The sequence below is a fragment of the Erwinia sp. AnSW2-5 genome (genome assembly GCF_045107195.1).
Taxonomy (GTDB): Bacteria; Pseudomonadota; Gammaproteobacteria; order Enterobacterales; family Enterobacteriaceae; genus Erwinia.
On record NZ_JBJGXA010000042.1, the window covers coordinates 85,812 to 98,444 of the forward strand.

The window sequence follows — 12,633 nt, forward strand, 5'->3', positions numbered from 1 at the left end:
TGAGTTAAATATCTGACTGAGAATATTAGCGACATAACACGCTCCCTGACATTAATCATTCCTGTTAGAGGATAATTAACCCACCAACGAAAAAACACCTTAAATAATGGAATCAACACTCATCACGCTCACCATTATTACAGGAACTCATAATAGAATGCTGACACCTTAACGCCAGGCCGATTATTTAAATACAGGCGTGATGAACATCTCACTTTATGTATTTCGACTGGACAGGAAGATTACCCGCATGTTAGTAATTAACCACGCAGGAGAAAGCGTTTATATTGAACGATATAAACCCCTCTCATCAGGCGAAAAAATTAATCGTTAATGATTTGGGTAACTGAATCATTACCATCAGGGTACGTGAATTGAACGCCCTCAAAGACATCTGTCTTTGAGGGCTTTTTTTTATTTTTTACTGAGGAGTCAATCAATGTATAAACAGCGTCGCCTCTCAAGGATTTTTGCAAAAGATGGCAAGTCCGTCACGCTGGCACTGGATGGTTACCATTTTTCAATAAAAACCGAGGGCATTGATAACACACTCAATCAGATCCCGACTCTGGTTGAAAAAGGCCTGGATTGCGCACTGGTGACTTATGGCATGCTGAAGAATTTTCGTGATGCACTTTCTACGGTTCCCGTTGTTTTACGTGTCGACAGCACGGTGAGTATTTTTGATCACAGCGTGCCTGATACCGCCCCGGTGTTCTCTATTGAAGATGCCCTGAAAGTCGCCGCAGAGGGTGTGGTCTGCATGACCTTCCCCGGCGCGTTCAACGAGGAGAAAACCCACCTCATGGCGATGCAGCTGGCCCAGGCGGCGGATCGCTGGAATATGCCCTTAATTGTTGAATCCCTCCCTTACGGGTATGCCGTCACGAGTGATGATTCAAACAACCCCGCTATCATTGCCGCTTCGGCAAGGGCAGCGGTGGAGCTGGGTGCTGACGTGATCAAAACACGCTTCACGGGAACAGCAGATGACCACCTGATTGTCGAAGCTGCAGGCGTCCCCGTTCTTGCACTCGGTGGCCCCAAAACCGACATCAACGGTTACTTCTCGTTCGTTCAACACTGTATGCAGGCCGGGGCAAAAGGGGTGGCCGTAGGCCGCAATATCACTCAGGATCCGCAGCCTGAAAAAGTGGTTGCCGGTCTCAATGCCATTATTCACGAAAATGCCACGGCGGAAGATGCATACAGCCTGTACAGGGCTAAATAACTTCGGATATGACTATGTTTTCAAATAACACCATCATACCCTCTGTAAGAAAATACAAGAATTTCGACAAGGCGCTGTCCTGTGCATCGGAATATGTTCTGCTGTCGGAAGCGAATATCGGCAATCTGCAATCACTGATAGGAAAATGTCATCAGGGAGGCAAGAAGGTATTAATCCATCTTGACCTGCTGGGTGGATTTAAACCGGATCTGGCAGGGATCAATCTGCTGAAAACATACTACAAAGTAGATGGTGTGATCTCCTCAAATCTTTCGGCCCTGCGCCATGCCAAAAAGGAGGGGCTACTGACTATATTTCGGGTGTTACTTATCGATTCGCGTTCACTGGATCAGTCACTCGATATTGTTAAGCATAACGTCCCTGACGCCATCGAAATATTACCGGCCGAATATGCCTGCCAGTGCCTTGAGTTGATTAGCCGGAGTCTTAAAGGCTGTGAGGTGATATTTATTGCCGGTGGATTTGTAAAACGGAAATACCTTGTTGATAAAATATTCCATGCCGGATTTACAGGGATAACGACCAGTGAACCTGGCCTGTGGTAACCACGAAGGAGTCCACGAAAATGAATAATGAATACGTTATGGGTATAGATAATGGCGGCACCGTGACCAAAGCAGCCATTTACGATCGCAGCGGAAAAGCCATCGCCAGCGCGGCAATCTCGACGCAGATGTTAACCCCCAGGCCACACCACACAGAGCGCGATATTAACGAACTGTGGGCAGCGAATATTGAGGTGATCAAACAAACCATTGAGCAATCGGGTATCGATGCCCGGCAGATCAAGGGGGTGGCCGTTACCGGTCATGGAAACGGGCTTTATCTGGTCGATGAAGGCGGTCACCCGGTGCGTCATGGCATTATCTCTACCGATAGTCGGGCAAAGGAGTACGTGGAAAAATGGCAGAACTCGCCTGAGTTTATTTCCCATATTCTGCCAAAGACAATGCAGTCTATCTGGGCCGGGCAGCCCATCGCGCTGCTGGCATGGCTGAAAGAGCATGAACCCGAGTCACTCCTCAAAACACACACTATTTTTATGGTGAAAGACCTGATCCGTTTTTACCTGACCGGGGAAACCTTTCTTGAGCTTACCGATCTCTCGGGGACCAACCTGATCAACGTGCGTGAGCACGATTATGATGACGAGCTGCTGGCATGGTGGGGTCTGGCTGAACTGCGCAACAAATTACCCCCGATTAAGCGCTCCACCGACTGCTGCGGCACCATCACCGATGACGTGGCCCGCCTCACAGGGCTGCGCGCAGGGACGCCCGTTTCCGGTGGCGTATTTGATATTTCAGCCTCCGCTGTCGCCTGCGGGATCAACAGCCTGAATAAGCTGGCCATCATCACCGGTACATGGAGCATTAACGAGTATGTTACCGATCGTCCGGTTATCGATAGCGCGCTGTTTATGGCGTCTATCTACCCGATTGAAGGAAAATGGCTGATCACTGAGGCCAGCCCAACCTCGGCCAGCAACCTTGAGTGGTTTATCAATAACTTTATGGAGAGCGAACGCGAAAAAGCGTCATCAGAAGGGCTATCGGTATACGATCGTTGCAACTCCCTTTTCGCCTCCACCACCCCCGAGGAAAGCCACCTGCTGTTCTTCCCCTTCGTGTTTGGTTCCAACACCATTGCCGATGCATCAGCAGGCTTTATCGGCGTGAACAGCTTCCATAACAAAGCCCATTTCCTGCGGGCGATTTATGAAGGCATCGCGTTTAGTCACCTCTATCACACTGAACGTTTACGCCATCTCAACCCGGCGTTGAGCGGCACCATCCGTATCGCCGGCGGGGTAACCCACTCCCCTGTCTGGCTCCAGCTGTTCGCCGATGTTTTCCAGTCCACGCTGGAGATTGTGGATGTCAAAGAGCACGGCACATTAGGCACCGCCATGACCGCTGCCGTGATGATCGGTTGGTTTGATGACGTGTTTGCCGCCTCCAATGAGATGGTCCATGTCTCGCGTACCGTGACACCGGACCCTGCCCGTCGACAGGTCTACCACGACAAATATCAGCTGTACAAAAAACTGTTATCCGAGATGCAGTCTCCGTGGAAAAGCTGCAGCAGTTACATCACGCATTAAGCGAGGAAAGAATGGATCTTAACTTAAAGGATCGCACAGCTATCGTCACCGGTGGTGCATCCGGGCTGGGCAAAGAACTGGTTCTGTCGCTGGCCAATGAAGGGGTCAATATCTGTTTTACCTGGCAGCGCCACGAATCACATGCGCAGCAGTTGATTGACACCGTGAAGGCGACAACCTCTGTGAAGATCATCGCAGTGAGAACCGATCTCTCCGATGAACAAAGCCGTCATCAGCTCTTTACTACCTGCATCGAAAAACTGGGTAATGCCGACATTCTGGTGAACAACGCCGGGATCTGGTTAAGCGGCTATGTCAGCGAATTAACGCAGTATGACTGGGACCGGGTTATGAACGTGAATCTGAAAGCCGTTTTCCATTTAAGCCAGCTGTTTATTAACCACTGTCGGGAGCAGGACCAGGCAGGCAGCATTCTGAACATTACTTCGCAGGCAGCCTTCCACGGTTCGACCACGGGCCATGCTCATTATGCGGCCAGTAAAGCCGGTCTGGTGGCCTTTTCGATTTCGCTGGCGCGCGAAGTCGCCAGACAGAAAATCAATGTGAACAACATTGCCGTCGGCATTATGGCGACCGGAATGATGCAGAGCAACATTGAACAGAATCCCGACTATTACCTCAACCGCATTCCTCTGGGCCGGGTTGCTCAACCCGATGAAATTGCCGACATCGGCGTCTTTATGGTTTCTCCTAAAACCCGTTATATGACAGGAGCAACGATAGATGTCACTGGCGGTATGTTGATGCGTTAATCTGTGGAGACGCTCTATGAAATGTCTGGCGATAGCCGATCTTTTGATTAATACCCCGATGATGGAAGCCGGGTTACAAGCGCTTCGTGATCGCGGGCTTGGGGTAGCGGTGCGCGAATGGTCGCATCCGTCTGTGGAAAAGTTGCAGCAGGATAATCTGCAGGTGGAACAGCACGGTGCAGAAGCGGTGACGTTACCTGATGCGTTGCTGCAAGGGGCAGAAGATATCGATGTCCTCATCGTTCAGTTTGCTCCGGTCAACGCGGCAGTACTGAATAAGCTGCCAAAGCTGAAATACATTGGCGTGCTGCGCGGAGGCACGGAAAACGTCAACCTGGATGCCGCCAAAGCTCGCGGCATTGAGATCATCAATACACCAGGGCGCAATGCGCGTAGCGTGGCAGAGTTTACCGTCGGCATGATACTCGCGGAAATGAGGAATATAGCCCGATCATACGATGCACTACGCGATAAATGCTGGCGCGCGGATACTCCTAATCATCACACCATTCCAGAGCTGGGAGGTAAAGTGATAGGCCTTGTCGGGCTGGGTCATATTGCCCAACTGGTGGCCGGTTTTCTCAGCGGCTTTGGCACGGAGATTATTTTCTATGATAAATACGTTGCCCGCCATGATCGCTATAAAAAGGTGAATTCACTGGATGAACTGGTAACACGCGCTGATGTTATCTCTCTGCATGCACGTTTAACACCCGAAACCAGGCATCTGATCAATGCACACCATTTTGAATTAATGAAACGTCACGCAATTATAGTGAATACTGCGCGCTCGGGTTTAATCAATGAAGAGGATCTTATTGCTGCCTTACAGACCGGGAAAATCAGGGGCGCCGCACTGGATACCTTTGATCATGAACCGCTGCCTGATGACAGTGCTTTTTATTCGCTGAATAATGTCACGATAACACCGCATATTGCGGGCAGCACGCTTGATGCCTTCCGCCACTCACCGGTGTTATTTTCTGATATTTTGCTTAAGAAAATAACGTAATATTCAGAAAATTATTCACTCTTTATATGTCCTGTCGGGCACAGCAACACGCGTGCCCAATCCGGCCTCTGATTAAGGAATTATGATGGATATGATTAATAGCATCATTAATCTGGGGGCATCAGTCATGATGCCCATCATATTTTTTATTATTGCCCTGTGTTTTGGGGTTAAGTCTGGCACCGCCTTTAAAGCCGGGATGCTGGTCGGTATCGGCTTTGAAGGCGTCGGGTTGGTGATTGGCCTGCTTCTGACCAATATTGGCCCCGCCTCACAGGCAATGGTGGAGCGGATTGGCCTGACGCTGACCGTGGTCGACACGGGATGGCCAACCGCATCAACTATTGGTTGGGGATCTCCGTTGATGTTACCCGTCGTGATCGGTTTTATTATTATTAACCTGGCTATGCTGTTACTGAAATTAACCAAAACCGTCAATATTGATATTTTCAACTACTGGATATTCTTGATTATGGGTTCCGTGGTTTATGCCGGAACCGGAAACTACTGGCTTTCAGTAGGGATCACCTTTGGCATCTTTATCCTGACGCTGCTGGCGGCAGATTTAACCGCACCCTACTTACAAAAAAACTATCACCTTAACGGAATTTCATTCCCCCACCTTACCTGTATTGCTTACGTTCCTTTTGGCATCGCCTGTAATTATCTCATCGATAAAATTCCGCTCATCAATAAGATCAATGTTAACCCGGAGAGTATTAACAAAAAATTTGGCATATTCGGTGAACCGCTCACACTGGGATTTGTACTGGGCCTCATGCTGGCGTTCCTTGCCGGATATGATATCTCAGCGGCCGTTTCACTGGCGATTAAGGTTTCTGCCGCCATGCTGTTGCTGCCAAAAATGATCGAGATTCTGGTGCAGGGGCTGCTGATTGTCCGCGATGCCGCAGAAGCAAAACTGAAAGCAAAATTTCCCGGTCGTGACTTCTATATCGGTATGGATACCGCACTACTGATTGGTGAACCCTCGGTGCTGGCAACCGGCCTGCTGTTGATTCCGATGACCGTCGTGCTGTCAATTATCCTGCCGGGTAACCGGGTGCTGCCGTTTGTCGATCTCGCTTCACTGATGTTCCTGCTGGCCATGGTTACCCCATTCTGTCAGCGAAACATGTTCCGCATGTTTATCACCGGCATGCTGATCGTCACCTGTACGTTGTACGTTGGCACGGACATTTCGCGGGAGTACACGCAGGCCGCCGTGAACTCCCATATTCCTGTGCCTGAAGGAATGTCTGAAATGACCAATATCGTCGGCGGCGCAACCACCCCGATTGGCTGGCTGGCGGTGAAGTTCGGCGAGTTTTTTAGCACGGCACCTTAACGATAACACTCTGCCTGGTAACAGGCAGATTCCCCCGACGACGGGCTAATACGCAGCCAGTCACCCACCGATGCGCCGTTAACCCAACGCTGACGGGTAAGCTTAGATGCTCAAAATGTGATCGCTTGTGGGGTCGGCGAACACTTCAGCTTGCTCATCAAGGCACTGTTGCCTGACAATACAAAATGACAAATTGTACTGTTGTAAGGGCATCATAGCCGGGCATATTGATAAGAAGTCACCGGAAGCAGCTATCCCTCTCTTTCGCGTCTCCCTGGTTGCCTTACCCCCACGAAAATCGACAGGAAAAACCATGGAAAAGCTTAAAATGCACAGCACCAATCGGGTGGAACAGAATATAGAAAAACTGGCTTCTCTCTTCCCCAACTGTGTCACCGAATCTCAAGGCGCTGATGGCAAACTCCAACAAACTATCGATTTCGATCTCCTCAAACAAGAGCTATCCCGCCATATTGTTGAGGGCCCTCAGGAACGCTATCAGCTAAACTGGCCAGGTAAACGCGAAGCGCTGCTCACGGCGAATGCCCCCATAGCGAAAACCCTTCGCCCCTGTCGGGAAGAGAGTGTTCATTTCGATACTACCCAGAACCTTTTTATCGAAGGCGATAATCTGGAAGCACTGAAATTATTGCAAGAAACGTATCTGGGTAAAGTCAAGTTGATATATATCGACCCGCCCTATAATACCGGCAACGATTTTATTTATAATGATGATTTTGCGGATGATGTGGGTTCTTATGCTGAACGTTCCAATCAAAAGGATGAGCAGGGAAACCGTTTAGTTGCCAATACAGAGTCAAATGGGCGCTTTCACTCTGACTGGTTGAGCATGATGTATTCCCGGCTTAAACTGGCGTTTAATTTACTCGCTGACGATGGCGCCATCTTTATCAGTATCGATGACAATGAAGTTCATAATTTAATAACAATAGCATCCGAAGTTTTTGGTGAGCAAAACTTTGTTGCTCAATTGTCTGTCCAGCTCAATCCTCGCGGTAGAAATTTAGATCGATTCGTTGCAAAAACACATGAGAGCATTGTTGTTTTTGTTAAGGACTATCTCAATGAGCAATCTATTTCTGGCGTAGAAAAAGAAGGCCGGATGATTGATGAGTACAATAAGAAAGACCAGGAGGGTCCCTATCGACTGACTGGACTGAGAAACAGAAACCAGGCTTTCAACCCTCAAACGCGTCCAAAATTATATTATCCCCTTTATGTGGACCCTGTCAGCGCGCGGATTTCACTGTCAAAAAATGAAACATTCACGGATGAAGTCTGGCCTGACGCACCGAATAATATTAAAACATGCTGGACATGGGGCGTTGATAAAGTTCAAAAAGAAAACAACCTGCTTGTGGCTGAAAAAAGTGGCGATGAGTGGAGGATTTACCGTAAGGACTATCTCTATGGCCAGGATGGCACAGTAGCCACGACGTTAGTCAAAAGCATATGGCTTGAGAGTGAATTAAATAATGATGTTGGCCGAAAAGCCATAAAAGAATTATTTGGGGAATCCATTATGAGTTTCCCTAAGTCAGTTGATCTCATTAAAAAAATAATAAAAATAGGTTCTAAAAAAGACGATCTTATTTTGGACTTTTTTGCTGGCTCATCCACAACCGCCCACGCCATTATGGAATTAAATAGCGCAGAGAAGAGCAATCGTAAATTCATCATGGTGCAAATTGATGAACCTTGTGATACTTCATCAGCAGCCTATAAATCTGGATTTAAGAAAATATCTGACATCAGTAAACAACGCATTCGTTTAGCGGGTGAAAAAATAAATCACCTGAGTGCAGATGTTGGGTTCCGTGTATTAAAACTGGATACATCCAATATGGCCGAGGTCTACTACAACCCGGATGCCATCGTGCAGAACGATCTCTTCAGCCACGTAGAGAACGTCAAGGACGATCGCACCGAAGAAGATCTGCTGTTCCAGGTGATGCTGGACTGGGGCGTTGACCTGTCACTGCCGATTCAGCGGCAATCTATTGACGACAAAACCGTATTCTTTGTCGATGCCCGGCCTGACAATACCCAGGGGGCGTTAGTGGCCTGCTTTGATAAAACAGGCGGGATCAATGACGCCTTTATCAGGCAGCTGGCGGCCTTTAGCCCGCGACGACTCGTCTTCCGGGATGCCGGGTTCAGCTCCGATGCAGCCAGGATCAATGTGGAGCAGTTGTTAAAACAGCTCAGCGCCTCTACTGATGTCAAAACCCTCTAAGGGGCCTGCATGAAACTGAAATTTAAACACCAGGCTTACCAGGCCAACTCAGTACAGGCAATCGTCGATTGCTTTAAGGGGCAGCTCCCCAATGACTCAGCTCACCGTTACAAAATGGACTCAGGCACCGATGCCAGAGGGCTGATTGGTTCAACCGTTGATCTGGGAGAAGGCTTTAAAAACGCGGAGATACAGCTCAACGCGGCTCAGCTGCTCACCAATATTCAGGCCGTGCAGACACGCCAGAATCTCCCGCTCTCCAGCAAGCTGGCCGTTACCAAAGCCAGCCCGTTGAACCTCGACATTGAAATGGAAACCGGGACGGGTAAAACATATTGCTACATCAAGACGATCTTTGAGCTAAACAAACAGTATGGCTGGAGTAAATTCATCATTGTGGTGCCGAGTATTGCCATCCGTGAGGGCGTTTATAAATCGCTGCAGATCACGGCAGAGCATTTCCAGGAGGATTACCACAAGCAGGCACGTTTCTTTATCTACAACTCCAGGCAGCTGCATCAGTTAGAGAGCTTCTCGTCCGATGGTGGCATCAATGTGATGGTTATCAACGTGCAGGCCTTTAATGCCCGTGGTGCCGATGCGCGCAGGATCTATGGTCAGGAACGCATCCTCGCGAACGGCGAGCGTGTTATAGAAGGTCTTGATAGTTTTCAATCCAGAAAACCTATCGACATCATCAAAGCTAACCGCCCGGTTATGATCCTGGATGAACCGCAGAAAATGGAGGGAGCCAAGACTCTCGATTCGTTTGCCGAATTCAATCCCTTGTTTATGTTGCGCTATTCCGCTACGCACAAGACAGAGTACAACAAAGTCTTTCGTCTTGATGCGCTGGATGCCTACAACCAAAAATTGGTCAAAAAAATAGCGGTGCGGGGGATTACGACCAAAGGACTCGCGGGCACCCATGCTTATCTTTATCTGGAAAGCATTGAGATCTCGGCCAGCAAGCCCCCCGTAGCGCGTCTCGAGTTCGAACGTCAGCTTGCCAGTGGCACGATTAAACGCGAGATCCGCAAGGTCAATAAGGGCGATAACCTGTTCGAACAGTCCAATCGGTTGGCGCAATATCAGGGCTTCGTTGTCGCCGATATCAATGCCAATACTGACACGATCAGTTTTACCAATGGCGTCACACTGACGGCCGGCGATGCGTGTGGTGATGTCAGTGAGTCAGCACTTCGCCGGATGCAAATCCGTGAGGCTGTTCAGGTACACTTTGAAAAAGAACGGCAACTCTTCCCCCTGGGTATCAAGGTACTGAGCTTGTTTTTCATCGATGAAGTGGCTAAGTACCGCGACTACAACGCCGCCGATGAGAAAGGCGAATATGCACGGATCTTTGAAGAGGAATACCAACAAGAGCGGGACAACCATCCAGAGCTGCTGAGTGGTGAATATCAATCCTACTTGCGCGATATCTCTGTTGAGCAAACGCATAATGGCTATTTCTCTATCGATAAAAAATCCAGGCGCCTGATCGATCCGGCGGTCGGTAAGAAATCCACCGAAACTGATGATGTCGATGCCTATGATCTGATACTCAAAGACAAAGAAAAACTGCTCAGCTTTGCCGAACCCACCCGCTTTATCTTTTCACATTCGGCTCTGCGTGAAGGTTGGGATAATCCGAACGTTTTCGTGATTTGCACGCTTAAGCACAGCGACAACACCATTTCTCGCCGCCAGGAAGTCGGTCGTGGTTTGCGCCTGGCCGTTAATCAGCATGGCGATCGCATGGATGATCCCCTCACTGTCCATGACATCAACCGGCTGACCGTTGTCGCCAGCGAAAGCTATCAGGATTTTGTTACCGCGCTTCAAAAAGATATCAGTGACTCGCTCTCTGCCAGACCGCAAAAAGCCGACGCAACATATTTTGTTGGCAAGGTGCTGCATACCGAACACGGCGATCTCAAAATCAATGAAGAGATGGCCAGGCGTATTGAGCGCTATCTGGTGAGAAATAATTACACTGACGATCAGGATCGAATAACTGATGTCTATCTGAAGGCGAAACAGGAAGGGACGCTCGCGTCCTTACCTGTTGAGCTGCAACCCTATGCTGAGCAGATCATCGCGATTATTGATGCGGTATACAGTGATAATGACCTTCCTGAGGTTTCTGATGACCGCAAAGGCAAAGTTAACCCACTCAATAGTAATTTTGATAAAAAAGAATTCCAGGATTTGTGGGCCAGGATCAACCACAAAGCGATATACCAGGTTGAATTTGATTCCGAAGAGTTAATTGGTAAAGCAATCAACACACTGGATGCCAATTTACGTGTGGAAAAACTGCATTTTAATATCGTGCGGGGAGAGCAGATCGCAGCGGCCACCTATGATCAAATAAAGACCGGTCAGGGTTTCTCTGTTTCTGAAACGGAGCGGGCAGAGTATAAAAACTCGATTCACTCATCGGTAAAATATGATCTGCTGGGTAAGATTAGCGAGCTGACAAAACTCAAGCGCAGCACCGTTGCGGCAGTACTTAAGCAGACAGAACCACTGATATTTGCCCAATTTAAACACAACCCTGAAGACTTTATCAGTAAGGCTGCGTCCCTCATTAACGAGCAAAAAGCAACCATGATGGTGGAGCATCTGACTTACAACTTGCTGGAAGAGACGTTTGATGCCCATATTTTCACCGCAGGCCAGATCAAACAGGATTTTACCAATACGGGGGATCCATTGAAAAAACACATCTATGATTACCTGGTAACGGATTCAGATATCGAGAAAAAATTCGTATTTGGCGATCCTGCATCCGATGATCAGGGTGGGCTTGAGTTCGCTAAAGAAGTCAGCGTTTATGCCAAATTGCCAAAAGGATTTTTTATTCCCACGCCAGTCGGCAACTACAACCCGGACTGGGCTATCGCCTTTGAAGAAGGGAGCGTTAAGCATGTCTACTTCGTCGCTGAGACCAAAGGGTCAATGTCATCATTGCAGCTAAAAGGCATGGAAGAAGCAAAAATTGCCTGTGCCAGACGTTTCTTCGATACGTTGAACACGGAAAGGGTGGCTAAAAATGTGACCTACAATGTGGTGGACAACTTCAAGAGCTTAATGAATATCGTTCGCTAGTGTGTATTCGCTTATAGCGGGGCTGGCGGTCAGTCATTTTAAGATCCAAAAAGACATTCAGCCGTTATTACGGCTGAATGTCTACTCTGCTTGACTGAATGAATGTTAAATGTCTGGAAGAAGCGGGTTTTGCCACAGGCACTAAAGTGGATATCCGCGTGATGAAGGGTTGCCTGGTGATCGCCGCCCGCGCTCCCGAAGGGCAGGATAAATGCATCACTACGTTCACCTTGACCGAGCCGCATACAACTCTATAGACGGGATGATATCCTCACCGTCAGAGGTATAGAATACGGAATTAGTGAAATCATAAATTCTTCCGGTCATCCTGACCGTCACGCGATTGCCCACTTTGGTGATACTCGCGTTATCACTGTCGGCAGTGAGAAAAGGAGCGGTATTTCCCAATACCTTTACTATGTCCTTTTGTATTTCACCCGCCAGATAGTAGCGGTAAACCTCCGATACCGTTGCCCCGCCGCCCTGATATTTCGTCACGTATAGCCAGGTATCCTCACTGAGCTGCTGGGTTTTAAAGAGGGCATCATTATAGGGAGGACCAACGTAATAGCGGTAAGCGACATTGCCGATAACCAGCAGTAATAATACTGTTGTGAGAAAGCGGTGTAGCCATTTCATCACCGTGCTGCCTTGCATAGTCGATTCCTTGATTAATCCATCTTTGGTCTGTTGGCATGTTTTTACCCACACTTCGGAACCTTGCTTCATTCAAATTCTTCCGAAGAATATCTGAAGTGGTTTACTGAATTTGG

Annotated in this window: 10 protein-coding genes; 9 read left to right on the forward strand and 1 reads right to left on the reverse strand. The window is 48.4% G+C overall.

Features of this window, described 5'->3' with window-relative positions; all coding sequences use genetic code 11:
* The first annotated feature begins 439 nt into the window (after positions 1 to 439).
* The 9 genes from ACFL9S_RS22515 (at position 440) to ACFL9S_RS22555 (ending at position 12,117) form a co-directional block, all read left to right on the forward strand.
* Positions 440 to 1,231 carry a class I fructose-bisphosphate aldolase gene (locus ACFL9S_RS22515; RefSeq protein ID WP_405264097.1) on the forward strand — a complete coding sequence of 264 codons (792 nt, stop codon included), beginning with the start codon at positions 440 to 442 and terminating at the stop codon, positions 1,229 to 1,231.
* A gap of 14 nt (positions 1,232 to 1,245) precedes the next feature.
* Positions 1,246 to 1,797: a glycerol-3-phosphate responsive antiterminator gene (locus ACFL9S_RS22520; protein ID WP_405264098.1), complete on the forward strand. Its 552-nt coding sequence runs from the start codon at positions 1,246 to 1,248 to the stop codon at positions 1,795 to 1,797.
* Between the two features lie 20 nt (positions 1,798 to 1,817).
* Positions 1,818 to 3,356, forward strand: a complete 1,539-nt coding sequence (locus ACFL9S_RS22525; protein WP_405264099.1) for an FGGY-family carbohydrate kinase — start codon at positions 1,818 to 1,820, stop codon at positions 3,354 to 3,356.
* Positions 3,357 to 3,367: 11 nt separating this feature from the next.
* Positions 3,368 to 4,129: an SDR family NAD(P)-dependent oxidoreductase gene (locus tag ACFL9S_RS22530; RefSeq protein ID WP_405264100.1), complete on the forward strand. Its 762-nt coding sequence runs from the start codon at positions 3,368 to 3,370 to the stop codon at positions 4,127 to 4,129.
* A gap of 16 nt (positions 4,130 to 4,145) precedes the next feature.
* Complete coding sequence (locus ACFL9S_RS22535) at positions 4,146 to 5,141, forward strand: 2-hydroxyacid dehydrogenase (protein WP_405264101.1); 996 nt, start codon at positions 4,146 to 4,148, stop codon at positions 5,139 to 5,141.
* A gap of 85 nt (positions 5,142 to 5,226) precedes the next feature.
* Complete coding sequence (locus ACFL9S_RS22540) at positions 5,227 to 6,489, forward strand: PTS galactitol transporter subunit IIC (RefSeq protein ID WP_405264102.1); 1,263 nt, start codon at positions 5,227 to 5,229, stop codon at positions 6,487 to 6,489.
* Between the two features lie 313 nt (positions 6,490 to 6,802).
* Positions 6,803 to 8,746 carry a site-specific DNA-methyltransferase gene (locus ACFL9S_RS22545; RefSeq protein WP_405264103.1) on the forward strand — a complete coding sequence of 648 codons (1,944 nt, stop codon included), beginning with the start codon at positions 6,803 to 6,805 and terminating at the stop codon, positions 8,744 to 8,746.
* Between the two features lie 9 nt (positions 8,747 to 8,755).
* The gene (locus ACFL9S_RS22550) at positions 8,756 to 11,860 is read left to right on the forward strand and encodes a type III restriction-modification system endonuclease (RefSeq protein WP_405264104.1); all 3,105 of its coding nucleotides are present in this window, start codon (positions 8,756 to 8,758) and stop codon (positions 11,858 to 11,860) included.
* A 98-nt stretch (positions 11,861 to 11,958) separates the two neighbouring features.
* Entirely contained in the window at positions 11,959 to 12,117 is a 159-nt protein-coding gene (locus ACFL9S_RS22555) for a SymE family type I addiction module toxin (RefSeq protein ID WP_405264105.1), read from the forward strand.
* Here ACFL9S_RS22555 and ACFL9S_RS22560 read toward each other — a convergent pair.
* Entirely contained in the window at positions 12,086 to 12,589 is a 504-nt protein-coding gene (locus tag ACFL9S_RS22560) for a hypothetical protein (RefSeq protein WP_405264106.1), read from the reverse strand. The two genes, ACFL9S_RS22555 and ACFL9S_RS22560, sit on opposite strands and share 32 nt — an antisense overlap.
* Positions 12,590 to 12,633 lie beyond the last annotated feature (44 nt).